Source organism: Collinsella aerofaciens, from assembly GCF_018785265.1.
Classification (GTDB): domain Bacteria; phylum Actinomycetota; class Coriobacteriia; order Coriobacteriales; family Coriobacteriaceae; genus Collinsella; species Collinsella aerofaciens_AI.
The window spans coordinates 34,408-60,153 of the sequence record NZ_WQPK01000041.1; the positions used below are offsets into that span (position 1 = coordinate 34,408).

The following is a 25,746-nucleotide window of genomic DNA, read 5'->3' on the forward strand; positions in this document are numbered from 1 at the left end:
TATCGGACCCTCCTTTACTATGCTTGAGCGGCCAGTTCGGCCTTAGCTTTCTTCAACATGGCGTCGAGATCCTCGGAGGAATCCGAAGGAACCTTGCGGACCTCGAACTTGACGCCCTTGGCCTTGAGGGCCTCGAGAGTCTTGACGTCGTCATCGCCCATAGCGACGGCGTTGGTGACGACGACCTTGCCCTTGGAGTGAGCCATGGAACCGATGTTGACTTCCTTGATGTCGACGCCGGCCTCGATGGCCTTGAGCAGATCCTGCGGGTTCTCGAAGAGCAGCATGGCCTTGGTGTCACCAAAGCGCGTGTCCTTGACGACCTCGGCCATCTTCTTGATGGGAACGACGTTGGCATGGACTCCCGGAGGGGCAGCCTGCTCGATCATGGTCTTGCGGAGCTCGTCGTGAGCGACGCCGTCGGAAACCACGATGATGCGGTTGGGGTTGATCTGCTTGGTCCACGTGGTGGCCACCTGACCATGAAGCAGACGGGTGTCGATACGGACGTGGGCAATCTTGATGTGCCCGTCGCCGATGACCGTTCCCGGAGGGATGGCGCCTGCAGGAGCAGCGGCGGCCGCAGCCGGCTTCTTCTCCTCGGGCTCCAGAGACTCGGGCTTGACGCGCACGCCAGCCTTAGCCTCAGTCACGAGATGTTTTGCGATCGCATGTGCAGTGTTCTTTGCGTCAAAGCGCTGCGAATATGCCTCGATGAGCATAGGCAGGTTGACACCGGTGACGATAGCCCAGGAATCGTGGCCCTCGATGAGCCCGCTGATCTGGTTGAACGGCGTGCCGCCCCACAGATCAACGAGGAAGAGCACCTGCTCCTGGTCCTCGAAGGAAGCGACTGCTTCCTCGACCTTGGCACGGAAATCGTCGGGGCCCATGCTCGGCTCGAGCGAGACCACGGCAACAGACGGCTGATCGCCAAAGACCATCGAGCCCGTCTGCTTGATTCCAGCTGCCAAGTCCCCGTGGCTAGCAAGAACAATACTTACCATCACATAACCTCCTTTTTGTCTACGTATTTCCTACACGACATGAAAGGAGTATACCTGTTTGGATTGTGGAATTATAGCTAAAATCGCAAAAGGTTGGATTATTTGTTTAAACGTCTATGTTTGTTACAAATTGATTACGTTGCTGGCTTATAGCTCATTGCCTGCTAAAACGTGATTTGCTGATTGTTTTCAAAGACATATAAAGGTGCACCGTTCGTTAAGACCGCTTTTAGGTGAATCCCAATGCGTCTGCGTGCCACCATTTTGTTTAAACAGACATGACTTGACTAACCGAAGCAAATATGTTTAGAACTCTAGCCCATGTAGACATTAGATGTTAGGCGATGTGGAGGGGGTTGGCGGCGTCGACGGCATCGGGGGCGTCGGAGAGGCCGTCAGGAGCAGCGTCTGCCGGGTCCTCGTCGGGGGTCTCGATCTGTTTGATCATTACCTCTTGGCCCTGCAGCAAATAGGTCTCGCCGCTACCGCAATGGGGACAGGTCTTGCCGTGCTCGACCGTCGCGTAGTCGCAGCCGCACGCCTCGCAATGCGTCACGGCTTCGACAGGCTCCACGATAAGCTCCGCGCCCTGCGCGATAGGCTTTTTATCTGCTGCCCAGCGCCAAGCGTCGAGCAGCAAGTCGGGAACGACGCCCGAGACCTCGCCCAGCAGCAACGTCACGCTCGAAACGCGACGCACGCCATGAGCGCGCGCCACATTCTCGACATCGCGAATGATGTGATACACGATTCCCAATTCATGCAAGGTAGAAACCTTTCAACAACGGTTGATGCGATGCAAACTCAAAGCAAGGGGACGGCGAAATCTAGTCTGCGCCGTCCCCTTACCCGCCATGGTTACCTATTTACGACCGAACTTGATTTTGATTGCACGCTTTAAAGCATACTTGCCCAGGCTCGGGAGCTTTTGCTCGTATTTGACCATCGTGGAGCACTCGGGGCGGTCGCGATCTAGATGGATGGCGTCGAACGCGCACTTGGTGGTGCACAGGCCGCAGCCGATGCACTTGTTGGGATCGACAATCGAGGCGCCGCAGCCCAGGCAGCGGGCGGTCTCGGCGCGCACCTGTTCCTCGGTAAAGGTCTCAACATACTCGCTAAACGGCGCAGCCTTCTCGCGCTCGCGGTCCACATGCGCAACCTCGCGGCTCGCGTTGTCGTAGCCCTCGAGAACAACGTCGTCGCGGTCGAGCGCGGTATAGCGGCGCTGGTTGCGGCCGATGGTGAGCGTGGAGCCCGGCTGCACAAAGCGATGGATGGACACGGCGGCCTCGTGACCGGCGGCGATGGCATCGATGGCAAAGCTGGGGCCGGTATAGACGTCGCCGCCCACAAAGATGTCGGGTTCGGCGGTCTGGTAGGTCTGGGGATCGGCAAGGGCGCCCTGACCACGGCCAAGCTCCACCTTGGAGCCAGCCAGCAGGTCGCCCCACACGATGGACTGGCCGATGGACATGACCACGCGGTCGGCATCGACGCGGCGCAGGTCGTTCTCGTCGTACTCGGGCGCAAAACGGCCCTCGTCATCGTAGACGCGCGTGCAGCGCTTAAAGGTGATGCCGCACACACGGCCGGCCTCGTCCAGATGGACCTCCTTGGGGCCCCAACCGCAACTGATGTGCGCGCCGTCCTCAACGGCCTCGCGACGCTCCTCCTCGCTGGCGGGCATCTGAGCCTCGCTCTCCAGGCAGAACATCTCAGCGTGCTCGGAACCCAGACGGCAGGCGTTGCGTGCGACATCGATGGCCACGTTGCCGCCGCCCACCACGATGGTGCGGCCGGGCAGCGCGTCGATCTTGCCACTGTTGACCTCGCGCAAAAAGTCGACGGCCAGGGCCACGTCCTCGGCATCCTCACCCGGAATACCGGCAAGGCGGCCGCCCTGGCAGCCAATGGCAACGTAGAAGGCCTTAAAGCCCTGCGCGCGCAGCTCGTCGAGCGTCACGTCGCGACCGACTTCCACGCCGTAGCGGAACTCGGCACCCATCAGGCGAATGACCTCGACCTCGGCCTCGATAACATCCTTCTGCAGCTTAAAGCTGGGAATACCGTAGGTGAGCATGCCGCCCGGGCGCTCGTTTTTCTCGAACACGACGGGCTTGTAACCCTTCTCGGCCAGATAGAAGGCGCAGGACAGACCGGCCGGACCGGCACCGATGATGGCGATCTTCTGGTCAAAGCCGCCGGCACGCGTCGGGGTCACCACAGGTGGGACATAGCGGGTCGCGGCATCCAGATCGCGCTGGGCGATAAACTTCTTGACTTCGTCGATGGCCACGGCGGCGTCCACACGGCCGCGGGTGCAGGCATCCTCACAGCGGCGGTTGCACACACGGCCGCAGATAGCGGGCAGTGGGTTCTCGCGCTTAATGAGTGCTAGGGCCTCGTCATAGCGACCCTGAGCCGCGAGCTTCAAATAGCCCTGAACAGCAACGTGCGCTGGGCAGGCCGTCTTGCAGGGAGCGGTGCCGGACTCATGCGTCTCGATGCGGTTGTCGTTGCGGTAGTTGGGCGACCACTTGGTGTGGTCCCACTTGGTGGCATCGGGCAGCTCCTGGCGCGGATACTCGGGCACCTGTCCGCCGGCCTTTTTGCTGCAGAGCTTCTGGCCCAGCTTGGCGGCGCCGGCCGGACACACCTCAACGCAGCGACCGCAGGCCACGCACTTGTCCTTCTCGACCTTGGCGACATAGGCCGAGCGCGACAGGTTGGGCGTGTTGAACAGCTGCGAGGTGCGCAGGGCGTAGCACACGTTGACGTTGCAGTTGCAGATGGCGAAGATCTTGTTCTCGCCGTCGATATTGGTGATCTGGTGCACAAAGCCGTTGTCCTCGGCCTGGCGCAGGATGTCGTAGACCTCGTCGCGCGTTACATAATGGCCGCGGTCGGTCTCAACCACGTAATCGGCCATATCGCCCACGGCGATGCACCAATCGGCCGGGTCATCGGCGCAGCCCTCACCCATCACGCGACGGCTCGCGCGGCAGCTGCAGGTGCTGGCGGCATACTTACCCTCGTATTTGTCGAGCCAGTGCTCGATATGCTCGATCGGCACCGAGGTGCTCGCGGCGTCGATGGCCTTCTCGACCGGAATGACGTGCATGCCGATGCCGGCGCCTCCGGGCGGCACCATCGGCGTGGCCTTGGACAGCGGTCCCTTGGACGCCTGCTCAAAGAACTTGGCATAGACCGGGTGCTCCTCGAGCTGGCTCACGCGCATGTTGAGGAACTCGGCGGAACCCGGCACCAGCATGGGCAGCACCCACTGCTTGGCGCGCTCGGGGTTTTCCCAGTTGTACTCGAGCAGACCCGTGTAGCTCATGTCGTCGAGCATCTTCTCGATATCGGCTTCGGGCATGCCGGTGAGCTTGACCATCTCGGGCAGCGTATAGGGACGGCGCATCTTCATCTTGCAGAGCACTTCGGCCTGCTCGTCAGTCGCGGCCTCGGCAAACGACCAGTACTCGTAGCCCAGCAGCTCATCGCGATGCAGCAGACGGTTGGTGCAGTGCTCGCACAGCTTGACGATGGCCTCGCGCGGATGCTCCGGCAGCGGCGCCACGAACTCCGAACCGATGTCGGGCTCGGTGTAGCTAATCCCCGGTCCGTTGAGAATCATGGTTGTCCCTTCTCTTGCCACAGCCCGGCGGGACCGCGGCGCCCCTCTTTTTTGCAGGCCGGGCATGCCCCCATGCCGTTCACCCGCCATTGTTGACATTGTGTCAAAAATAGTATTGACGAACCGTCAACAATATTCAAGACTGTTAGGCGAACGGTCAGGCAAAAGAGGATGAAAGGCGGCAAAACATGGGCAACAACACAGCAGGTACCTCTGTGGTCGATGCCGTCCCCGCATCCGATAGCGCGGCAAAGCGCCTGACGGGCGACGAACGCCGTCGCGAGATCCTCGATGCCGTGCGCACCGTAAGCTCCGAGCTGGGCGTGTCCCACCTATCGGTATCGGCCGTGACCAAGCGAGCCGGCTGCACGCGTTCATTGTTCTACCACTACTTCGCCGACATGGACGCCGCCGTCACCGCCGTCATGGACGAGACAATCGACGGTTTTATCTCCGAGCTCGAGCAGTGGAATGCCAACCGCACCGTCGGTGATATCGAGGGCGCGCTCGACACCGTCGCCCCGCTCTTTAAGCGCCTGGTCGCCAGCGGCCACGAACTGCCGCACACTCTGACCTCCAACAGCGGCGCGCTCTACGGCGGCTTTTTGCACAATGTGGTCCAGCGCGTGGCGCAGTATATCTGCGACACCACCGTGGTGGATTTTGTCGCCCATCATGAGCTACGCATCGATCATGTCTACGAGACGTTCTACACCCTCATCATGGGTCTTTTGATGTATATCCGCACGCACCCCGATGTGCCCGACGAGACGGTCAAGGAAATCATCGCCTCGACACTCCACATCGAGGGCTATACCGCCAAGTATTCGGAGCGCAAGCCCCAGAACTGACGACATTTGGCCAAACTGCCCGCGATCAGAAGAGGGGCCGCGGGCGTGTGAAAGGAGAGCAGCATGCTGTTCGATGTTTGGGGTAGCGATACCCTTATCCACTGGGCCGGCTGGGCCATGGTCTTTATTGGCCTGATCGTGCTCAACGAGGTCGGCCGTCGCACCAAGCTGGGCGCGGCAATCATCTTTGGCGTGGCTCCGCTGGCCATGACCATCTACTGCGTCGCTATCGCTATCGGCGTCTCACAGGGCGCCGAGTGGGCGCTCACCAACCCCACCCATGTGTACCAAAACAGCTGGTTCCACTACGCCAAGGTATACGCGGCGCTGGCCGGTTGCTGGGGCTTCATCGCCATTAAGTACCAGTGGGGCAAAATCGGCAAGGCGCATTGGTTCCGCGCGTGGCCGTTTGTGATCGTCGCCATCAACATCATGATCGCCGTCGTGTCCGACTTTGAGAGCGCCTATCACTTCTTTGTCCTGGGCGAGCCCACCTGGGTCACCTCCGAAGGTGCTACGCAGCTGGCCGGCTGGAATAACGTGTTCAACGGCATCGCCGGTATCATCAACATCTTCTGCATGACCGGTTGGTGGAGCGTCTACGCCTCCGAGGATCAGACCGACATGCTGTGGCCCGACATGACCTGGGTCTACATCATCGCCTACGATATCTGGAACTTCTGCTACACCTACAACTGCCTGCCCACCCACTCCTGGTTCTGCGGCTTTGCGCTGCTGCTGGCGCCCACCGTCGCCGCCTTTATCTGGAACAAGGGCGGCTGGATCCAGAACCGCGCCTTTACGCTGGCCATTTGGTGCATGTTTGCCCAGGTGTTCCCGTACTTCCAGGAGGAGTCCATCTTTGTGACCCACTCCACGCTCGACCCCGGCGCCGCTACCGCGGTCTCGATCGCCGCACTGGTCGCCAACGTCGCCGCGATCATCTACATCGCCTACCGTGCCAAGAAGCTCGGCCGCAACCCCTACAAGCAGGATGTCTTCGAGGGCACCAGCGATTGGGAGAAGGCTACCGCTCGCCGCGCCAAGGTGGATTACGCGCACGCCGAGTAACGCGCCTGACGCAAACATCGCTTGAACGTGAAGCCGCCTGGCCGGCTCCGCGCAATGCAACGTATTGCATGCCCCCGGAAAGCGATTTGTCCGCTTTCCGGGGGCTTTTTGTTGCCGCGAGGATGCGGCCCAGGATGCGCTCAGGTTAAATCGGATCTTATATTTCGTATGCGCTTTATATGGCTCCATTTTTGGGTACAGTGTTGAGCCGATATTGCATTGGGGGATATATGAGCGATGAGACGCGTGGCCGCGAGGATGCGGCCCAGGATGCACAAGCTTGTGCCGAGGCCCTGGAGAGCCTTGACTGGATTGCGCTAGACGAGCTCTCGTTGAGCGATTCGGCCGTCGACGCGCAGGACGAGGCGCACGAAGACACTGAGCACGAAAGCAGCGACGCCAAAGACGTTCCTGACGAGGACGAAGCCGAGGCCGAGGCCGAGGCCGAAGAGGACGATAGCAAGGGCGACGACCAGCCGGAATCCGACTCGGGAGAAGAGACCGTCCTGCTTGGCAGCTTGCCTGCCGACGACTCGCTCACCCGCGAGCTTCCCGGCCTGGGCTCCGCGCCTGCCGTGGACGAGACCATCGCCATGGGCGATATTCCCCTGCCGTCCGTTCCCTCGGCACATGAGGCCGAGGCCCGTCACCGCAAGATGTCGCCCCAGCGACGCAACCTGATGGTGGCAGGCGTTGTTGCCGTCGCGCTCGTCGCCGGCGGCGCGGGCTATGCGGCTTGGAACGGATACCAACAAGAGCAGGCCGCCGTGGTTGCCGCAAACGCCCATACCATGATGTCGGTGCAAATTGGCGTACATGCCGCGGGGCTCGACTGCTCCACCGGCTCAAAGATCCCCGTGCAGGTGAGCGGCCAGGACTCCGACGGCTCTTCTGTGAGCGAAACACTCTACGTTGACGAGCACGGTCGCGGCATCAAGCTGCTGCCCGGTGACTATACGCTCTCCATCGCTGGGTCCCCCATCGCAGCCGACGGTACCATTTACACCGTGCCGACCACCAAGGCGCAGGTCAGCGTAAAGAGCGACGGGCAGGACCTGAGCGCTCAGGCATCCTTTAAGCTTAAGGTACCTTCGGCAGACACGGTGACCGACGACCAGATCGATGCAGCAGCCAAATATGCCGAGGAGGGCGGTTGTAGCTCTGCCGCGGCCGCCAAGATACTTCAGCAGGCGGCAACCGCTCGCCGTGATGCCGCCGCCAACGCTGTGAGCGCGAGCGAAGCGCAGGCCGCGCGCGATGCCGATGCTCGGCATAAGGCGACGGATCTGTATCAGCTCGATATCCCCGTCGAGTGGTACGGTAAGGTTGCTACCTGGCAAAATGGCAGCACGCTGTGCATCTATCTGGGCGATGACGCCAATACGCCAATCGTGACGCTTGTCGCAGTGCGCGACGGCGAGAGCTTTACGCCCGATGAGGGCGATGCGGTTTTGGGTGCGGCAAACCTCGGCAACGGCTACACCGTCTACGCCAGCGGCCCCGTCTATCCGTACGTGGTGCCCCAGACCATCAACGGACGGACGCAAGACCCCGTGTCGACCTACCCCATGGATACGGCGATTGAGCTTGTCGAGCTCACGACCGGCAACCGCTACACCTATAGCCAGATCAAGAACGTGCTGGTCGGCAAAGACGGCAAGGCCGACGCCGCCACCAAGCTCGAATGCGACTACCTCGCCCAGATTCTGATGCCGAGCATCAAAGCCCAAGACTAGCCGGGCGCATCATGGTGCTCCCCAACCGTGATAAAGGGGCCAGGAGGTCCTGGCCCCACAGATCCGTAGATGATTAGGCAAGGAGCCACTTCCATGCGGGCACAACGTGTACCACACCGTGTTCGCATGGAATATCGGCCTGCTCATCCATGGTAACGATTGCCGACTCGCCAAGATCGAACTGGGCCATCGAGGCATCAAGCGCGGCAATTTCGCGCTCGCGCGTTTTCTCACTTGCCATATCCACACTCACCTGAATCAGGCTATAAGCCCGCATGAGAAGTGCGTCCCCAGCCACAAAGTCCACCTCATGGCTTTTGCTCTTCTCTTTGATTAGCAGGCGGCAGACCGAGCCGGTCCTCACCGCGGGAGTCTTTCTTCTTAGCGCATTGAACACTGCGGTCTCGAGCCTCTGGCCCTGGTCCAATGCCGATGCGGGAGAGAATGCTCCAAACATCGCAGGGTCGACAGCGTAGACCTTAGACGCAGACCGCATGTTATTTGCCAGTGAACGCGTGAACTCCGGCACAGAAAATAACAGGTAGGCGTCCTCATAATACTCAAGTAAGTCGCTGAGCGAATTACGACTGACGGGTATCTGTCTGCTCTTGAACTCGTTGTACACTTTGTTCACTGACAGCTCTCGTCCCGAAGATGCCATACACCGCGTCAAGAACAGCGATGCCAGGCGAGGGTTCTTGACGTCGTAACGTTCAACGACGTCCATGGCGACCGTTCGCGAAGCATATTCCTGTAGCAGCTGAATCGCGTCTGCAGGCGTCTGCTCAAGTGTCGCGATGAATCCCCCTCGTTCAAGATACCCGATCAGATGATGTCGAAGCAGCGCTGCATCGCTCGGGGAAAAGGTCGCATCTGACTCGAGAACGCTCCCCGTCTTATATCGAACGTATTCCGAAAAACTCAACGGAAAAAGCTCTCGCACAAGAGAACGACCCCTGAACTCGCTCTTAAGTTCTGAGGACAGCATCTTAGAAGAAGATCCCGTCACATAGACGGTCGCTTTCTCCGTATCGACTACACGCCGCAGAAACGCACCCCATTCGGGAATTTCCTGGATCTCGTCAAAGAAAATGTAAGCGCCCTCGGTTCGAGCAACAGGATACAGCGCATAGAACGTGTCGAGCACGTCCGCCAGCAGCGATGGCTCATACGGGCGCAAGCGCTCATCCTCAAAATTGAAGTAAAGCATCCGGTCAAGCTCGACGCCCCGGTTCTGAAGCCGCCACATCTCCTGATACAGGCGATACGTCTTTCCACAACGGCGGGCCCCCACAATCACATTTACGATGTTGTCGCGCTTTGGCTCCTGTGGGTTTCCTAGATCAAGGTCTCGCTCAAAGACCTGCGGAACCCCCTGCTGTTCAAAGTCCTTTATTTTCTGGGCGATCAAGTCGTTGAATGCCATTATTCTCCAATCTTGCTCTCTAGCTAATCAAAATTATAGTGATTCTTGATTAATTAGAGAGCAAGATTATATCTGACTTGATTAACACTTAAGCAAGTTTTTTCACTATTACTGCTCGAAGGATGCCGAGTGGCTGAGAGGACAACCAAGCTCGAATGCGACTCCCTGGACAGTCGATTTGGGACGGGACTTTTTTGACTACCCTCCCCCTGTAGAAAAATCCCTAACGCAGTTGCGGTGAAATAGGGCTGTTTTTGCTGGTCAAACCGCAAAACAGTCCCTATTTCACCGCAACTTATTGGTGGCCTTTTGGGTGGCACTTAGCGCCACGGGTCGGCTTCGAACAGCGGCTCGCGCTCGGGGCGGCGATCGCTGTAGGGATCGTAGCCGTCATCGTCCTCGTTCTCGGCACGGATGTAGGGGTCGCGCGGCTTGGGTGCCGGCTTAGGCACAGGCTTGGGTGCGGCGGGTGCGGCATCGGTCGCCGGCGCACTTGTCTTGATCTCGTCTTTCATCTGCATAGCTCCTTGCATCGCATCCGTTCAACATTATCGATTGTCGCACGAATAAGGGCGGCGGACCCAATTGGATCCGCCGCCTTTGGCGTTTAGAGACGGCTGGCAGATTTTAAGGCATGTCCCATAAATCTATTCGGCGTCGGGGACCTCGTAGGTGGCCGCCGGCGTGTTGTCGCACACGACGGTAAAGCCGCCGTCCTTGTCGGCATCGACCGTCACCTGATCGCCCTCGCGCACCGTGCCGTCGATGATAGCGGCGGCGATGGCATCCACGACCTCGCGCTGAACCAGACGCTTGAGCGGACGGGCGCCAAAGACCGGGTCCAGGCCGCCCACGGCGAGCATCTGCTTGGCCGCCGGGGTGATGGCAAGCGTCATGCGCTCCTTGGCCAGACGCGCGCGGACGTCGGCGAGCTGGATGTCGACGATCTTCTCGATCTGCGCCATACCGAGCGGATGGAACACCACGATATCGTCGATACGGTTGAGGAACTCGGGGCGGAAGGTCTGAGCCATGGCAGCGTCGACCTGATGGCGCATCTCCTCCTCGTCCTTACCGGACAGATCGGCGATAGCCTTGGAACCCACGTTAGACGTCATGATGATGATCGTGTTCTTGAAGGACACCTGACGACCCTGGCCATCGGTCAGACGGCCGTCGTCGAGCACCTGCAACAGCACGTTGAAGACATCAGGATGAGCCTTCTCCATCTCGTCGAGCAAGATTACGGAGTACGGGCGACGGCGCACGGCCTCGGTGAGCTGGCCGCCCTCGTCGTAGCCCACGTATCCGGGGGGCGCACCGATCAGACGCTGGACGCTGAACTTCTCCATGTATTCGGACATGTCGATACGCACGAGCGCGCGCTCGTCATCGAACAGGCACTCGGCCAGCGCCTTGGCGAGCTCGGTCTTGCCTACACCGGTGGGGCCCAGGAAGAAGAAGCTGCCGATGGGCTTGTCCGGATCGGAGAGACCCGCACGGCTGCGGCGCACGGCCGCGGCAACGGCGGAGACGGCCTCGTCCTGACCGATGACGCGCTTATGCAGCTCGCCCTCCAGGCCCTTGAGCTTGTCGAGCTCGCCCTGCATCATCTTGGACACGGGCACGCCGGTCCAGGCACTCACGACCTCGGCGATCTCGTCGGAGGTCACCTGCTCGTTGAGGCCCTCGCCGTCCTGCTGCTTTTGTGCCTCGAGCGCAGCCTCGGAATCCTGAATCTGCTGCTGCAGGCCCGGAATCACGGAGAAGCGCAGCTCGGACGCACGGCCCAGGTCGCCGTTGCGCGTTGCACGCTCCTCTTCGCTCTTGGCCTCGTCAAGCTGGCCCTTAAGCTCCTGCACGTGGTCGATGGCGTTCTTTTGGTTGAGCCAGCCGGCCTTTTGCACGTTGAGCTTTTCCTGGACCTCGGCAATCTCTTGGCGCAGGGCCTCCAGACGCTCCTTGGAGGCGTCGTCGGTCTCCTTCATGAGCGCCTGCTCCTCGATCTGCAGCTGGGTGAGCTGACGCATGGTGGCGTCGATCTCGACTGGCATGCTGTCGAGCTCCATGCGCAGGCGGCTTGCGGCCTCATCGACCAAGTCGATGGCCTTGTCGGGCAGGAAGCGATCGGCAATGTAGCGATCGGAGAGGTCGGCGGCGGCCACGAGCGCGCTATCGGTGATGTGCACGCCGTGGAAGATCTCGTACTTTTCCTTGAGGCCACGCAGGATCGAGATGGTGTCCTCGACGGTGGGCTCGCTCACCATCACGGTCTGGAAACGACGGGCGAGCGCCGCGTCCTTCTCAATGTACTTGCGGTACTCGTCGAGCGTGGTCGCGCCGATCGCGTGCAAGTCGCCACGGGCAAGCGCCGGCTTCAGGATGTTGCCGGCGTCCATAGAGCCCTCGGTGGCACCCGCGCCCACGATGGTGTGGAGCTCATCGATGAACAGGATGACCTTGCCCTCGGATTTTTGCACTTCTTTGAGCACGGCCTTCAAGCGGTCCTCGAACTCGCCGCGGTACTTGGCGCCGGCGACCAGCGCGCTCATATCGAGCTCGATGAGGTCGCGGTCGCGCAGGGTACTCGGCACGTCGCCGGCCACGATACGCTGGGCGATACCCTCGACGATGGCCGTCTTGCCGACGCCCGGCTCGCCGATGAGCACGGGATTGTTCTTGGTGCGGCGGGACAGGACCTGAATAGTACGACGGATCTCGTCGGTACGGCCGATGACCGGGTCGAGCTTGCCGGCGCGGGCCAGATCGCAGATGTTGCGACCGTACTGCTCCAACGCCTCAAACTGAGTCTTGTCCTCGGCAGACGTCACGCGGTCATCGCCACGCAGCTCCTCGTAGACCTGCTCGATGCGCTCCTTGGTGACGCCGGCGTCGCGCAGCACGCGACCCGCCTCGCCCTTGTCCTCGGCAAGCGCCATGAGCAGATGCTCGGTCACCACAAAGCTGTCGCCCATCTTGGTGGCCTTCTTCTCAGCCTTCTCGATGACGCGAACGAGCTCGTTGGAAAGACCCATCTGCTGGCCCTCGCCCGAAACCTTGGGCGCGTGGTCGATGGCATCCTGCGTGGAACGCGCGAGCTGAGCGGGATCGGCGCCGATGCGCTCGATGATCACGGAGATGTTACGCTCGCCGGCGCCGAGCAGGGCAGACAGCAGGTGGATCGGCTCCACCGCGCCGGCCTGCGCGTCGGCAGCCGTGCTCATGGCGGTCTGCAGCGCCTCGCGCGACGTCATTGCTAGCTTATCGATTCTCATGGAATCACCTCTCTTGGGGCGGCCGCCCTACGGGGCGGCTTCACGTTGTTCGAGAAGTATTGTTGCCAGCTTTGCGCGTTCTTATACACAAATCTAAGTCTCTATATATAAGATTTTCTGAGTGATTGAAAGATAGGAAGCAGGTGCGCTCACCCGCTACGGCCTCGTCCCCTTACTATCTCAATCTGTAACATCTAGTCAGCAAATAGAGCTCTATCTGTTACAAATCGAGACGAACAGAAAACACCCGGATCAAAAATCTAAATCTGTAACACCAGGCCCACTTTTAGCGGCCAAGATGTTACAGATCGAGACAGACCGAAAACCACCACAAAGAGGGCAGGCACCTTTGTGGTGGTCGCGGTCTCTACTCCTTCGCCGAACCCGTACTTCCCGATTCGACGGTCCAGGGCATCTCATCCTCGAACAGCCATGTACGGGCAGACCCACTATCGCGTGCAGTCTGCGGGTCAGGCAAGCAGGTCTGTTTATAGGCATCTTGGATACACTGACCCATAAAATCGTTGAGCTCGGTCTGGTCGCCCTCCATGACATAGGCGACATCGCCGTCCATGATGTAGATGCCCGGACCCTCATTGCCCTCGTAGCCCGGATCGTACGAGACATCACATAACTTTGCGCCGTTTGCAGTGTCCAGCTCGATGGAAGAGTGGCATCCGCCAACCATGTCGTTCGCTTTTGCCCGATAGGACGCATATCCGTACCAACGCTTAAGTGTTTTGCCCTTGAGTAGCTCAGACGCCCTATCGATCAGGCTTGTATCCGTGGTATAGCGCATGGCCCCAAGCTGAATACGCGGATAATTGCTAATACCCAGCACAGCCGGCTGCTCATCAAAATCAACGGTAATGGTCTCGGGCTTGTCGTCGCCGGTCAGAAGTTCGACAGATTGAGTCACAGGCTTGACCACCGGCTCCGTCACCGCAGCAGGTAGAAATGCCATACCGACAGCGCCCACACCAACCACGGCGATCGCAAGCGCCAGAGCAATCAATCCAATACGGGCAGAGCGACTCACAGCAAAACACCTCGCAATGCAGATCTGCGTCATTTGCCCTAATGATACCGTCAGCTAACACTATCACCAAAAGAAGCCGCTCGCTCCCCACCACCACAAAGGAGACAGGCACCTTTGTGGTGGGTTTCGACGCTAACGGTCGACAATCTCACGCCATGAGATTAAACTTAATTTGTTATCTGAATTTATCTATTTCTATCTATCCTCAACAGCTTTTTGTTTCGGGGAGATCATATGAAGCCGTCTCATTCCACCGGTCGCAACGTCATCGCCATTCTCGCCGTACCCATCGTGATGCTCTTCCTTATCGTCATCACGCCCTTTTCTCTCGGTATCGCCTCGCCCTTCGATTTGTGCGGGATGGTCGACGCCGGCTCGCGTGCCACCTCGCTCTCCTTTGTCTGCCGTGGCGTGTTCTACGAATATGCAATTCCCACCGGAAGTTGGCAGTCCAAGTTACCGTTGCTCGGCAAGGTCGACGGATGCTCCCCCTATTTCTGCCTTGAACCTCAGGCGCTAAACTATCTGATCGACGACCAGCCACTCGACTCCATCACCCTCGCCTACGACTACGCACCAAACACCGATGAGCGCCACATGAACCAAGTCCTCGACAAGCTGCTTGGACAGTGCGGGCTCACCGCGGAAGCCGGTCGAACCATCTATAGCAACCGGAAATTAAAGCGAACAGAACTCCGCCGTGTCGGAAAAATCAAAGGGCGAAACGGGGCCGCCTACTGGGATGCCTGGGCAACACGCGACAAGGGCGAATTCGGACACAGCACCTATATGGTCACTGTCTACACCAAAGACGGAATTAAGGACAATGTTGACGATTTCGCGTCATCCAAACTCGGCATCCCCAAAACAACCAAACCCGCCACCCCAGATGAAATCCTGTAGAGACATTCATTAAAATGCTGCCCAGCAATCACAATAACATCGAGCCCGCCCCCCACCACCACAAAGGGGACAGGCACCTTTGTGGTGATTTTCGACTCCGGCGCTCATCTGTCTCGATCTGTAACATCTAGCGGCCGTTTTTGACCCCAGATGTTACAGATTGAGATGAAATGCTCAGCGGCGCCCGTTTATCTAAATCTGTAACAACTACTCGGCAAATAAGGGTCCACCTGTTACAGATCGAGATAAACAGAAGACACCCGAATCGATAATCTAAATCTGCAACACCAAGCCCACTTTTAACGGCCCAGATGTTACAGATCGAGACAGACTGAAAACCACCGCAAAGGGGCACCTTTGTGGTGGTCGCGTTCTCTACTCTTTTGCCGAGCCCGTGCTTCCCGATTCGGCGGTCCAGGGCATCTCATCCTCGAATAGCCATGTACGAGCAGATCCACCATCGCGTGCAGTCTGCGGGTCGGGCAGGCAGGTCTGGTCGTACGCGTCCATCACGCAACAATCCAAAAAATCGATCACCTGCTGCTGGTCGCCTTCAAGAATGTAGGTCACGCCGCCATCTTGGATATAGACGCCGTCCCCACCTCCGGCTTTTGCGTATTCCGGATTGTAGTTAACGGTGCGCATCAGTTTGCCATCAGATGAATACAACTTCAGCGTTGTATAGTAGCCACCGTTCACAGAACCACGTCGGCGCTCATAGGCATCCCAACCGTCCCAGCGTTTGAACGAACGCCCGTTTAGCAAATCCAGCGCCTGTCGGGACAACTTCTCGTCCTTGGTATAGCGAGACGAGCCAAGTTCAATCATGGGGTAGTTGCTTATGCTTAGAATGCCCGGCGTTTCCTCGATATCGAGCGTTATCTCATCGGGCTTTGTAACGTCCGAAATCATTTGCCCGGGCATCGATGCAACAAGGGACGCCATCTCAACCGTCTGCTCAACCCCACTCGGCCCATAGAAGATAAGCGAGCCAAATAGGACCACGCCCGCAGCAGCGACGACGCAAGCCACCAACAGCAACAAAACAGAAGTGCAACGCTTCATCTTCAACTCCACAAACGAGAGTGTTTTGAGCTCACTTTAAAGCGCCAACTTCATACTGTCAATTCTAGATAGCATATGAACAAAGGCGCACTCCCCCATAGAGGAGAGTTGCAACCTCGATTTTAGCGCCCTCAAGACCCAACGAGCAGCACTTAACAAGTAGCCCCGGTTATACCTTTCTCTGACGCGACCCTCGCGAAGCGCGTGAGCGGCAGGGAAAGGTATAACCGGGGCGGACAAGTATGTGCGTTACTCGGCAGCGGCCTTGAACTTGTTGTAGTTGATCAGACAGCCGGCCTTGACGATGGCACGCTCCTCTGCCGTCATATCGGCAATATAGAGCTCAATCTGCTCGACCGCACCATCGGCACGCACCACGTAGGCGGCGATGTCCTTTAGGTCGCCATCGAGCGCGGCGCGGATACCCGGCACAAAGACGTAATCGCCCACCTCAAAGTTGGGCTCGGCCTCCATCTGGAAGGGCACCATGCCCCAGTTCATCACGTTGGAGCGATAGCGCTTGGTGGCGTACTCGTGGACGATGTTGGCCAGGCCGCCAATTACGCGCTGGCAGCTCGCGGCCTGCTCGCGGGCAGAACCGTCACCGGGCTTCTTGGCATAGAGCATGGAGCCGTACTCGGTCGCCTTGGCATCGGCCGCGACGCCCGCGCCGGCCAGTGCCTCAAACACGCCGGCAAGCTCGGCATCGAGCGCCGCCAAGTCGCCTGCCGCCTCGCCGGCAACGCGGCGCTTTTCCACCGCGTCGACCTCCTTGGAGCGACCCACGTAGGCCGGATCGCGGCGGCTGAGCGTAAACTCGGCCAGACCCAGCGGGTTGGAGCGGAAGGAGCTCGTCTCGCCCGAAGGAATGAGCTCGTCAGTCGTGGTAACCGGGTCCATGATCTTAGAACACACCTTGAGCAGGATGTCGTCACCGAGGGGTTCCATCGCGGGCCACGGCTTGATGTTGGGGCCTTCGACCAGCTCGTCGGCAGGCTCCGCCTTGCCAAAGCCCCAGTACACGCGCTTCTTGTAGGGAGCGTCGTCGAAGGTGTACTCGCAGGCCTCGTCCCAAGTCTCCTCGGGCAGATCGGTCGCCGGCGTCAGGACGCCGCCGTTGGCAGCCGTCGCCGCAATGGAGCGGGCGTCCATCAGGGCCACGGCACTCAGCTGGCCATTGCCCGGCTTGGAACCCTCGCGGTTGGGGAAGTTGCGCGTGGTGTGGCGGATCGAAAGGCCGTTGTTGGCAGGCGTGTCGCCGGCACCAAAGCACGGGCCGCAGAACGCCGTGCGCACAATCGCGCCAGCCTCCATAAGGTCGTAGATATAGCCGCGGCGTGTAAGCTCGAGCGCCACGGGCTGGCTCGTGGGATAGACCGACAGCGAGAACTCGCCGCAGCCGGTGTTGGCGCCCTTGAGCACGCGGGCAGCCTGGACCACAGAGTCGTAGTTGCCGCCCGAGCAGCCGGCGATAACACCCTGCTGCACGTGCAGCTTGCCGTCGACGATCTTGTCGAGCAGGCTAAAGTGCGTCTTGCCCTCGCCGATCTTGGCGGCCTCGAGCTCCACCTCGTGCAGGATGTCCTCGAGGTTCTCGTTGAGCTCGTCGATCTCAAAGCCGTTGGAAGGATGGAACGGCAGCGCGATCATGGGCTTGATGCTCGACAAGTCGACCTCGACGCAGCCGTCGTAGTAGGCGACATCGGCGGGCTTGAGCTCGCGGTAGTCGTCGCCGCGGCCGTGCATGGTCAGGAATGCGTGCGTGTCCTCGTCGGTGGCCCAGATGCTCGACAGGCAGGTGGTCTCGGTGGTCATGACGTCGACGCCGTTGCGGTAGTCGGTCGTCATGCTCGAGATGCCGGGACCCACGAACTCCATGACCTTGTTCTTAACGTAGCCCTTGGCAAAGACGGCGCGGATGATGGCGAGCGCCACGTCGTGCGGGCCGACGCCGGGGCGCGGGGCACCCGTGAGGTAGATGGCAACGACGCCGGGATAGGCGACATCGTAGGTGTCGCGCAGCAACTGCTTGGCCAGCTCGCCGCCGCCCTCACCCACGGCCATGGTGCCTAGGGCGCCGTAGCGGGTGTGCGAGTCGGAACCCAGGATCATCTTGCCGCAACCGGCAAAGTTCTCACGCATAAAGGAGTGGATAACGGCGATGTGCGGCGGGACGAAGATGCCGCCGTACTTCTTGGCCGCGGAGAGGCCAAAGACGTGGTCGTCCTCGTTGATGGTGCCGCCCACGGCGCACAGCGAGTTATGGCAGTTGGTGAGCACGTAGGGCAGCGGGAACTGCTCCATGCCCGAGGCACGCGCCGTCTGGATGATGCCGACAAAGGTGATGTCGTGGCTCGCCATGGCGTCGAAGCGAATCTTGAGCGCCTCGGGGTCGCCGGACGTATTGTGTGCCTGGAGGATCGAATACGCGATGGTTCCGCGTTTGGCATCCTCGGGCGCCTGCGTAATGCCGCGCTCGGCAGCCTCGGCCGCAGGCACGACCTCGCTGCCGCCGCGCAGGTAGATGCCGTCCTCGTACAGCTTGACCATACTGTCTCCCACTCTGCCCAAAAGATTTGGGCGCATAGCATAAATTCGTTCAATATCGTGCCATAGAACGGTTGCGAGTGGGTTACGAATCTGCACGTTCACTTTATCTAGGTAAAGTAAAGGACGTGCCGGTCGAGGGCCGGAAGATTTTGTGCAAGAGCGTCCCTTTCGACTAGTCATTTAAGAACGTCCCCAATGACTACCCTACCGCATCCGGAGCAAGGCAACGCCGCAGGCAGAGGACGGACAGCGAGCGCCGTCCAGAGCGAACAAGTTGGCATGAAAAAGGCAAGGCATAGACCTTCTGGTCATGCCTTGCCCTTTGAATGACAAATTGTCGCTCTGGACGGCGCGCAGCGTCAACTGGTCCGCCGTTCGTCAGAACGGCGGAACCTAGAGATCTCCGCCGGCGCCCAGTAGCTTGCGCATGACTTGCTCGGGGTTAACCGAGCCATCGCGCGGGGCCAGGGCGGTGATCTTCTTCTGCATCTTGTACTCGTGCAGCTCATCCTCGAGCTGGCGCACGCGAGCGCGGAGCTTCTCGTTCTCGCGCTCGCGCTCCTCGGCACGCTCCTTCATATCGAGAATGCGCACCACGCCGGCAAGGTTGATACCCTCGTCAGTCAGCTGGTTGATGAGCTCCAGACGCTCGATATCGGCACGCGAATACAGGCGCGTGTTACCGCCCGAGCGCTGGGGGTTCACCAGGCCCTTAGACTCGTAGACGCGCAGAGTCTGCGGATGCATGCCGGTCAACTCGGCCGCCACGCTGATCATGTACAGCGGTTTGTTCCTATTGTCCTCGGCCATGCTACCTGACCCCTTTCCGTCTCGCTATCGTCCATCATAAGCCCGCGGGCGCGGGCGCGCGCCGCGACCTTCCTAGTACGTCGCCTTGTAACGGTTGACCTTCTCGCGATAGTCGCGCGTGTCGGCCTCGCGCAGCTTGGTCATGGCATCGCGCTCGTCATCGGATAGGTTCGTGGGGACCTGCACCTTGATCTCGACGAGCAGCGCGCCCGTACGGGCACGGTGCTTAACGTCGGGCGCTCCCATCTCCTTAAAGCGGAACTTCTTGCCCGTCTGAGTACCCGCGGGCACTTTCAAACGGACCGTCGCACCGCCGGGTGTGGGCACGTCCACCGTGCAGCCGAGCGCCGCCTCGTAGACCGAGACCGGTACCTCCATGGTCACGTCGGCGCCTTTGCGCTTGAACAGCGGGTGCTCCTCCACATGCGTGGTCACGACCAGGTCGCCGCGCTCGCCACCCGCAACGCCATACTCGCCGCGACGCTTGTAGCGTAGCTTGCCGCCGTCGACCGCGCCCGCGGGCACCGAGACCGTAATGGTCTGCTGCTCGCCTGTCGAGGGAATGCGATAGGTGACCTTGTGCGTCACGCCGCGAAACGCGTCCTCGGCCGTCACATCGACGGTCAGCGACAGGTCGCCGCCCTTGCGAGCACGGCTGCGACCCGCGCCGGCACCGGCAGCGCCCGCAGCCCCGGCAAAGCCCGAGCCCCAATCGCTGCCCCAGGCGCCGTTGCCGCTAAAGATGCTGTCGAAGATGTCGCCCCAGCCGCTGGCACCCGCGCCGGCACCGTAGCCGCCGCCATACGCGCCGCCCGCGCCCGGCATGCCGCCAAACATGAGCATCTGGTCGTACTCTTTGCGCTTCTTCTCGTCCGAAAGCGTCTCGTAGGCCTCGCTGATCTCCTTGAACTTGGCCTCGTCACCGCCGGCATCGGGGTGATATTTTTGCGCGAGCTTGCGAAACGCGCTCTTGATCTCTTTGTCGGAGGCGCTCTTGGATACGCCCAGGATGTCATAGAAGGTTTTGCCTGCAGCCATCGTAGCTCCTCTCCTGTTTCATCCGTCGCCCAGCGGGCGGCGGTTCATGCTTTCATATGGCACTAGGCCAGAAAGGGCCCCGGGTGTTGCCCCGGGGCCCTTCTCAATTACTCCTCGGTGCTCTCGGCCGTATCGGCCGCAGCATCCTCGGGCGCCGCTTCGGGCTCCGGTGCGGGGCGCTTCTCGCCACCGTAGGTCACCGTCACCATCGCGGAACGCAGGATGCGGTCCGCCATGCGGTAGCCCTTCTGGTACACGTCGTTGACGGTCTCGTCGTACTGCGATGCGTCCTCGACGCGACCCACAGCCTGATGCTCGAGCGGATCAAACGCTTCGCCCTTGGGGTCGATGGGCTCAACGCCCTCATGCGCAAACACGTCGAGCAGCTTGGCATGCACCGCGTCGACGCCGTCGACGAACTGCTTAAAGTCGTCGGCAAGCTCCTGACTGCGGGCGTGGTCGATCGCACGCTCGATATCGTCGACCACCGGCAGCAGCGCAGTGACGAGCTTCTCGGTCGCGCGCTCGCGCTCGGCGATACGCTCGTTGGCGGTGCGGCGACGGAAGTTCTCCCAGTCGGCCTGCAGACGGGCGGTGCGCTCGGTGGCGTCCTTTGCCTTGTCCTCGGCGGCCTTCTGAGCCTCTGCCGCAGCATCGAGCTCGTTGCGCACGTCGGCAAGCTCTTTCTGAGCCTGCTCGAACTTGAGCTTAAAGTCGTTGTCGGCGGCTTCCTCACCGGCGCGGATAGCGGCTTCCACCATCTCGTCCTCGGTCATCGTCGCCTCCTTGTTGGAATCCTCTACTTGGTTCTCGGCAGCCTCGGCGGCCGGGGCCTCGTTGGCCTCGGTAACGTCTGCGGCCTCTACGGGAATCTTCACGTCCTTCTCCTCAGAGTCAACGGGGGCGGCACCAACGGCGGCCGCCTCCGTGCGAGCTTTACGAGCGGACATGATTACTTGTCCTCGTCGTCCACAACCTCGTAGTCGGCGTCGACAACATCATCGTCGGCAGGCTGGGCACCGGCGGCACCGTCGGTCTGCTGCTGAGCGTCGGCGTAGACAACCTGAGCCAGCTCGTAGGCCACGGACTGCAGGGACTCGCCGGCGGCCTTGATGGCCTCGACGTCAGAGCCCTCGAGCGCCTTCTTGGCGTCGGCGATAGCGGCCTCTGCCTTGGACTTCACGTCGGCGGAAACCTTGTCACCGAGCTCGTTGAGGGTCTGCTCGGTGGAGTAGCACAGGCTGTCGGTCTGGTTGCGGACCTCGACCTCTTCCTTCTGCTTCTTGTCCTCCTCGGCATGAGCCTCGGCGTCCTTGACCATGCGATCGACTTCGTCGTCGGAAAGCGCGGTAGAGCCGGAGATGGTGATCTGCTGCTCCTTGCCGGTGCCCTTGTCCTTAGCGGAGACCTTGACGATGCCGTTGGCGTCGATGTCGAAGGTGACCTCGATCTGCGGCACGCCGCGGCGGGCAGCCGGGATGCCGGTCAGCTGGAACTTACCGAGCGACTTGTTGTCGCGGGCAAGCTCGCGCTCGCCCTGGAGCACGTTGATCTCGACGCTGGTCTGGTTGTCGGCAGCGGTGGAGTAGACCTCGGTCTTGGAGGTCGGGATCGTGGTGTTGCGGTCGATCATCTTGGTCATGATGCCGCCCATGGTCTCGACGCCCAGCGACAGCGGGGTAACGTCGAGCAGCAGGATGCCCTCGACGTCGCCGGTGAGCACGCCGCCCTGGACGGCAGCGCCGTCGGCAACGACCTCGTCGGGGTTCACGGACATGTTGGGCTGCTTGCCGGTCATAGTCTTGACGAGCTCCTGGACGGCGGGCATACGGGTGGAGCCGCCGACGAGGATGACCTCGGTCAGATCGGAAAGCTTAAGCTTAGCGTCGCGCAGGGCGTTGGTGACAGGCTGCTTGCAGCGCTCGAGCAGGTCACGGGTGATCTTCTCGAACTCGGCGCGGGTCAGCGTGTAGTTGAGGTGCAGCGGGCCGGACTGGTTCATGGTAATGAACGGCAGGTTGATGGTGGTCTGCTGGGCGGCGGAGAGCTCCTTCTTGGCGTTCTCGGCGGCCTCCTTCAGACGCTGCAGGGCCATGGGGTCCTGACGCAGGTCGACACCGTTCTCCTGCTGGAACTTATCGGCCATCCAGTCGATGACGCGCTGATCCCAGTCGTCGCCGCCCAGGTGGTTGTCGCCCGAGGTGGACAGAACCTCAAACACGCCGTCGGCGAGGTCGAGGATGGAGACGTCGAAGGTACCGCCGCCCAGGTCAAAGACCAGGATGCGCTGGTCGGTGCCCTGCTTGTCCAGGCCATAGGCCAGAGCAGCAGCGGTCGGCTCGTTGACGATACGCTTGACGTTGAGGCCGGCGATCTTACCGGCGTCCTTGGTGGCCTGACGCTGGGCATCGTTGAAGTAGGCCGGGACGGTGATGACGGCGTCGGTGACGGTCTCGCCCAGATACTTCTCGGCGTCGGCCTTCATCTTGGCGAGCGTCATGGCGCTCACCTGCTCGGCGGTGTAATCCTTGCCCTCGATGTCGACGACGGCACGGCCACCCTGGCCCTCCTTGACCTCATACGGCACGGTCTTGATCTCGGAGGTGCACTCGGAATACTTGCGGCCCATGAAGCGCTTGATGGAGAACACGGTGTTCTTGGGGTTGGTGACAGCCTGGTTCTTAGCGGCCTTGCCCACGACGCGGTCGCCGTCGGCACGGAAGCCAACAACGGACGGGGTGGTGCGGTCGCCTTCGGCGTTCACGATAATGGTCGGAGAACCGCCCTCGAGGACGGCCATAGCGGAGTTAGTAGTACCAAGGTCGATACCAAGAATCTTACTCATTAGAAATTCCCTCTCTCTTTTGCGTTCGCGCCGCCTCGACGGTCTGTCGCGCGGCGCTTCGGCTTGTCTTTCAGGATGTAGTGTATCCCCTTATGGGCCGGAATATACAAAATCTAAGTCAATTCATATAAGATTTCTTATTGCCAAGAGTTTAGGTTCGCAAATATGCAGGTAGACGCGCTGTTTGAGTTCTGGGCAGATCTATCGAGATCTATGTAGAGATGGCTGAGGTTTGCGTCCGGGGGTGCCTGGGGGCCGTCTTGCGGAAAGCTCATCCCGGTTTGATCGTGGATTCCGGGTCGCAGTTTCCGTCTGAAGGCTCAACCGGAAACCGTATCCCGTTTTGAGAGCTGATACCGGCTCGCATTTTCCGCTAGCGGGCCTAACCGGAAACTGCAACCTGTTTTTCGACAAAATAATGGGATGCGGTTTCCGCAAGCACGCTCAATCGCCCTATATTTCAAGTCACCTTTAGCTAACATTTATGCAGCTCAACGGCCCCACCTGCGCGTTTTTTAGTAAACCTTGGCATACTCGGCGAACGGTATGAAGATGCCAGCCAGAGGGTATTGCAAACGGTCGCTCCCGTGGTATGTTTTTGCCCGAATCAAACCGGCGCGCATCGCCTGTAGCGTCGGTCAACAGAGAGGAAACTACCATGGCTCATCCCGTAATTGATGCCGACGAGTGCATCGCTTGTGGCGTTTGCGTCGACTCCTGCCCCGCTGGCGTTCTGGAGCTCCAGGACGTCGCTACCGTCGCTGACGAGGACTCCTGCGTCGCCTGTGGCGCTTGCCAGGACGCTTGCCCCGCTGGCGCGATCACCGAGATCGTCGAGGAGTAACAACTCCCCCACTTGCACACTCAAAAGTACACCGTGCACAAAAAAGGAGGCTTCCGCATCGCCGCGGAGGCCTCCTTTTTTTGTGCGGATAACTAATTTGGCACCGCCGTTGGTTGAACTCGCGCCAGCGAAAACGCCCCATTTGAGGCAAGGTGGCCTGAAAGAGGAGGGAAGCGTACTCTGGTACGCGACCGACGATTGAAGGCCAGATTGTCCAAATGGGGCGTTTGCAGCGTCGGCTAAGAGAGATCGTCTTCGTAGGGCATCAGGTCTGCAAGGTAGCCTTTCTCCTTGAGCATAGCCTCGATCTCGTCGAGGGTTTGCTCGTCCTCCGCCGCGATGCGATGGAAGTGATAGCCGCTCGTCACCGTTAGTAGCGGGAAACTCTTGCCGCTCTCGATATCGCGCAGATAGCGCTCAACATCGCGACGGTTGCGGATGTCCAGGTCGGCCGTGATCTTGCCGTACACACGATGGTTGACGATCACGTTGAGCACGGCGCCACCCGCGTCGACGATACTCGTGAGCTCGTCGCCCGCCTGCTCCACACTGTGGCGCACCTTAACAAGACGCGTGGGCACGGCGGGGCTACTCGCGGCCTCCTGCAGCACGTAGCCGCGATTGGTCGCCACGATATCGTGCCCATCGGCGCGCAGCAGGGCGATGTCCTGCACCACGACCTGGCGGCTCACACCCACCTCGTGGGCAAGCGCGCTGCCCGATACGGGTCCCTTGGCTCGCTCGAGCACGGCCATGATGGCACGGCGACGCTCGCGGGCGTTCATTATTTACCGTCCAGCAGACGCAGGTGCTTAAGCGAGAGGTCGAGAATCGGCGCGGAGTGCGTCAGGGCACCCGAGCTAATAAAGTCAACGCCCAGGTCGGCAAGCGCGCGGATATTGCTGGCATCCACGTTGCCCGAGCACTCGGTCTTGGCGCGGCCGGCGATAAGCTCAATCGCGTCAGCCATGTCGTCGTGGGTCATGTTGTCGAACATGATGATATCGGCACCGGCCTCCACGGCCTCGCGCACCATGTCCAGGTTCTCGCACTCGATCTCGACCGTCGTGGTAAACGATGCATGGGCGCGCGCCATCTCGATCGCACGCGTCACACCACCGGCGGCGTCGATGTGGTTGTCCTTGAGCATGACAGCCGTCGACAGGTTGTAACGGTGGTTGCTGCCGCCGCCGATCTCGACCGCGGCCTTCTCGAAGACGCGCATGCCCGGCGTGGTCTTGCGCGTGTCGACAAGCACGGTCTTGGTACCCTCGAGCGCAGCCGCCATCCGATGCGTGTAAGTAGCGATGCCGCTCATGCGCTGCAGGTAGTTGAGCGCCACGCGCTCGCCCGAAAGCAACACGCGCGCGTCGCCGCGCACCTGACCCACATGGTCGCCGGCGTGCACCTCGTCGCCATCCGAGACATCGAACAACACGGAGCTCTGCGGATCCAGCAGCTCAAAGGTGCGGGAGAACACGTCTAGGCCGGCGATGATGCCATCGGCTTTGGCGATAAGCTCCACCGTGGCGGGGCGCGCCGTGGGGCACACGCTCGCCGTGCTCACGTCCTCAAAGGTAATGTCCTCGCGCAGGGCCTGCAAAATCAGATCATCGACGACGAGCTTCATGGTAATGGGATTCATG

Annotated in this window: 20 protein-coding genes; 5 read left to right on the forward strand and 15 right to left on the reverse strand. The window is 60.4% G+C overall.

Annotated features, from left to right (window positions below; genetic code table 11):
• Positions 1–17: 17 nt before the first annotated feature.
• The 3 genes from GPK42_RS06745 to GPK42_RS06755 form a co-directional block, all read right to left on the reverse strand.
• Positions 18–1,007 (reverse strand): PTS sugar transporter subunit IIB, encoded by a 990-nt coding sequence (locus GPK42_RS06745; protein WP_148332486.1) that lies wholly within the window; start codon positions 1,005–1,007, stop codon positions 18–20.
• 337 nt (positions 1,008–1,344) lie between these two features.
• Positions 1,345–1,773, reverse strand: coding sequence for a hydrogenase maturation nickel metallochaperone HypA (locus GPK42_RS06750; protein ID WP_195233833.1), 429 nt, complete (start codon positions 1,771–1,773; stop codon positions 1,345–1,347).
• 96 nt (positions 1,774–1,869) lie between these two features.
• On the reverse strand, positions 1,870–4,647 hold the full coding sequence (locus GPK42_RS06755; protein ID WP_215694416.1) for an FAD-dependent oxidoreductase: 2,778 nt from the start codon (positions 4,645–4,647) through the stop codon (positions 1,870–1,872).
• Positions 4,648–4,835: 188 nt separating this feature from the next.
• Between GPK42_RS06755 and GPK42_RS06760 the strand changes: the two genes are divergently transcribed.
• From GPK42_RS06760 to GPK42_RS06770, 3 genes are all read left to right on the forward strand, one after another.
• Positions 4,836–5,498, forward strand: a complete 663-nt coding sequence (locus GPK42_RS06760) for a TetR/AcrR family transcriptional regulator (protein WP_215694418.1) — start codon at positions 4,836–4,838, stop codon at positions 5,496–5,498.
• A 63-nt stretch (positions 5,499–5,561) separates the two neighbouring features.
• Entirely contained in the window at positions 5,562–6,569 is a 1,008-nt protein-coding gene (locus GPK42_RS06765; RefSeq protein WP_215694420.1) for a DUF5692 family protein, read from the forward strand.
• A 230-nt stretch (positions 6,570–6,799) separates the two neighbouring features.
• Positions 6,800–8,305 (forward strand): hypothetical protein, encoded by a 1,506-nt coding sequence (locus GPK42_RS06770; protein ID WP_215694421.1) that lies wholly within the window; start codon positions 6,800–6,802, stop codon positions 8,303–8,305.
• Positions 8,306–8,378: 73 nt separating this feature from the next.
• Here the strand turns inward: GPK42_RS06770 and GPK42_RS06775 are convergent, their stop codons facing one another.
• The 4 genes from GPK42_RS06775 to GPK42_RS06790 form a co-directional block, all read right to left on the reverse strand.
• Positions 8,379–9,731: an ATP-binding protein gene (locus GPK42_RS06775; RefSeq protein WP_215694423.1), complete on the reverse strand. Its 1,353-nt coding sequence runs from the start codon at positions 9,729–9,731 to the stop codon at positions 8,379–8,381.
• A 320-nt stretch (positions 9,732–10,051) separates the two neighbouring features.
• Complete coding sequence (locus tag GPK42_RS06780) at positions 10,052–10,246, reverse strand: hypothetical protein (RefSeq protein ID WP_226790497.1); 195 nt, start codon at positions 10,244–10,246, stop codon at positions 10,052–10,054.
• 132 nt (positions 10,247–10,378) lie between these two features.
• A complete protein-coding gene (clpB, locus tag GPK42_RS06785) occupies positions 10,379–13,006 on the reverse strand; it encodes an ATP-dependent chaperone ClpB (protein WP_215694427.1) in 2,628 nt (875 codons plus the stop codon).
• Positions 13,007–13,373: 367 nt separating this feature from the next.
• Positions 13,374–14,045 (reverse strand): hypothetical protein, encoded by a 672-nt coding sequence (locus GPK42_RS06790; protein WP_215694429.1) that lies wholly within the window; start codon positions 14,043–14,045, stop codon positions 13,374–13,376.
• Between the two features lie 234 nt (positions 14,046–14,279).
• On the opposite strand from GPK42_RS06790, the gene GPK42_RS06795 reads away from it, so the two are divergent.
• Entirely contained in the window at positions 14,280–14,948 is a 669-nt protein-coding gene (locus GPK42_RS06795) for a hypothetical protein (protein WP_215694431.1), read from the forward strand.
• 375 nt (positions 14,949–15,323) lie between these two features.
• On the opposite strand, the gene GPK42_RS06800 is transcribed toward GPK42_RS06795, so the two are convergent.
• The 6 genes from GPK42_RS06800 to dnaK form a co-directional block, all read right to left on the reverse strand.
• Positions 15,324–16,013: a hypothetical protein gene (locus GPK42_RS06800; protein ID WP_215694433.1), complete on the reverse strand. Its 690-nt coding sequence runs from the start codon at positions 16,011–16,013 to the stop codon at positions 15,324–15,326.
• A gap of 249 nt (positions 16,014–16,262) precedes the next feature.
• Positions 16,263–18,563, reverse strand: a complete 2,301-nt coding sequence (locus GPK42_RS06805; protein WP_215694435.1) for a hydratase — start codon at positions 18,561–18,563, stop codon at positions 16,263–16,265.
• 393 nt (positions 18,564–18,956) lie between these two features.
• Complete coding sequence (locus tag GPK42_RS06810) at positions 18,957–19,373, reverse strand: heat shock protein transcriptional repressor HspR (protein WP_006235210.1); 417 nt, start codon at positions 19,371–19,373, stop codon at positions 18,957–18,959.
• Between the two features lie 72 nt (positions 19,374–19,445).
• Complete coding sequence (locus GPK42_RS06815; protein WP_215694437.1) at positions 19,446–20,411, reverse strand: DnaJ C-terminal domain-containing protein; 966 nt, start codon at positions 20,409–20,411, stop codon at positions 19,446–19,448.
• 107 nt (positions 20,412–20,518) lie between these two features.
• Positions 20,519–21,361 carry a nucleotide exchange factor GrpE gene (locus GPK42_RS06820; protein WP_117746522.1) on the reverse strand — a complete coding sequence of 281 codons (843 nt, stop codon included), beginning with the start codon at positions 21,359–21,361 and terminating at the stop codon, positions 20,519–20,521.
• A gap of 2 nt (positions 21,362–21,363) precedes the next feature.
• Positions 21,364–23,256 carry a molecular chaperone DnaK gene (dnaK, locus tag GPK42_RS06825; protein ID WP_055310046.1) on the reverse strand — a complete coding sequence of 631 codons (1,893 nt, stop codon included), beginning with the start codon at positions 23,254–23,256 and terminating at the stop codon, positions 21,364–21,366.
• 592 nt (positions 23,257–23,848) lie between these two features.
• Between dnaK and GPK42_RS06830 the strand changes: the two genes are divergently transcribed.
• On the forward strand, positions 23,849–24,100 hold the full coding sequence (locus GPK42_RS06830; RefSeq protein ID WP_158564522.1) for an indolepyruvate ferredoxin oxidoreductase subunit alpha: 252 nt from the start codon (positions 23,849–23,851) through the stop codon (positions 24,098–24,100).
• Between the two features lie 239 nt (positions 24,101–24,339).
• Here the strand turns inward: GPK42_RS06830 and GPK42_RS06835 are convergent, their stop codons facing one another.
• Together GPK42_RS06835 and nadC are read right to left on the reverse strand one after the other, a co-directional pair.
• Positions 24,340–24,885 carry a transcription repressor NadR gene (locus GPK42_RS06835; RefSeq protein WP_195622180.1) on the reverse strand — a complete coding sequence of 182 codons (546 nt, stop codon included), beginning with the start codon at positions 24,883–24,885 and terminating at the stop codon, positions 24,340–24,342.
• Complete coding sequence (gene nadC, locus GPK42_RS06840; protein WP_215694439.1) at positions 24,885–25,745, reverse strand: carboxylating nicotinate-nucleotide diphosphorylase; 861 nt, start codon at positions 25,743–25,745, stop codon at positions 24,885–24,887. Before nadC ends, GPK42_RS06835 begins: the two co-directional genes overlap by 1 nt.
• Position 25,746: the final 1 nt, after the last annotated feature.

Coding starts and splice junctions, on each gene's coding strand:
- GPK42_RS06800 (WP_215694433.1), bottom strand. CDS start 16,013: ATGAAGCGTTGCACTTCTGTTTTGTTGCTGTTGGTGGCTTGCGTCGTC.
- GPK42_RS06760 (WP_215694418.1), top strand. CDS start 4,836: ATGGGCAACAACACAGCAGGTACCTCTGTGGTCGATGCCGTCCCCGCA.
- GPK42_RS06835 (WP_195622180.1), bottom strand. CDS start 24,885: ATGAACGCCCGCGAGCGTCGCCGTGCCATCATGGCCGTGCTCGAGCGA.
- GPK42_RS06810 (WP_006235210.1), bottom strand. CDS start 19,373: ATGGCCGAGGACAATAGGAACAAACCGCTGTACATGATCAGCGTGGCG.
- GPK42_RS06745 (WP_148332486.1), bottom strand. CDS start 1,007: ATGGTAAGTATTGTTCTTGCTAGCCACGGGGACTTGGCAGCTGGAATC.
- GPK42_RS06795 (WP_215694431.1), top strand. CDS start 14,280: ATGAAGCCGTCTCATTCCACCGGTCGCAACGTCATCGCCATTCTCGCC.
- GPK42_RS06820 (WP_117746522.1), bottom strand. CDS start 21,361: ATGTCCGCTCGTAAAGCTCGCACGGAGGCGGCCGCCGTTGGTGCCGCC.
- GPK42_RS06765 (WP_215694420.1), top strand. CDS start 5,562: ATGCTGTTCGATGTTTGGGGTAGCGATACCCTTATCCACTGGGCCGGC.
- GPK42_RS06780 (WP_226790497.1), bottom strand. CDS start 10,246: ATGAAAGACGAGATCAAGACAAGTGCGCCGGCGACCGATGCCGCACCC.
- GPK42_RS06815 (WP_215694437.1), bottom strand. CDS start 20,411: ATGGCTGCAGGCAAAACCTTCTATGACATCCTGGGCGTATCCAAGAGC.
- dnaK (WP_055310046.1), bottom strand. CDS start 23,256: ATGAGTAAGATTCTTGGTATCGACCTTGGTACTACTAACTCCGCTATG.
- GPK42_RS06775 (WP_215694423.1), bottom strand. CDS start 9,731: ATGGCATTCAACGACTTGATCGCCCAGAAAATAAAGGACTTTGAACAG.
- GPK42_RS06770 (WP_215694421.1), top strand. CDS start 6,800: ATGAGCGATGAGACGCGTGGCCGCGAGGATGCGGCCCAGGATGCACAA.
- GPK42_RS06805 (WP_215694435.1), bottom strand. CDS start 18,563: ATGGTCAAGCTGTACGAGGACGGCATCTACCTGCGCGGCGGCAGCGAG.
- nadC (WP_215694439.1), bottom strand. CDS start 25,745: ATGAATCCCATTACCATGAAGCTCGTCGTCGATGATCTGATTTTGCAG.
- GPK42_RS06755 (WP_215694416.1), bottom strand. CDS start 4,647: ATGATTCTCAACGGACCGGGGATTAGCTACACCGAGCCCGACATCGGT.
- GPK42_RS06830 (WP_158564522.1), top strand. CDS start 23,849: ATGTTTTTGCCCGAATCAAACCGGCGCGCATCGCCTGTAGCGTCGGTC.
- clpB (WP_215694427.1), bottom strand. CDS start 13,006: ATGAGAATCGATAAGCTAGCAATGACGTCGCGCGAGGCGCTGCAGACC.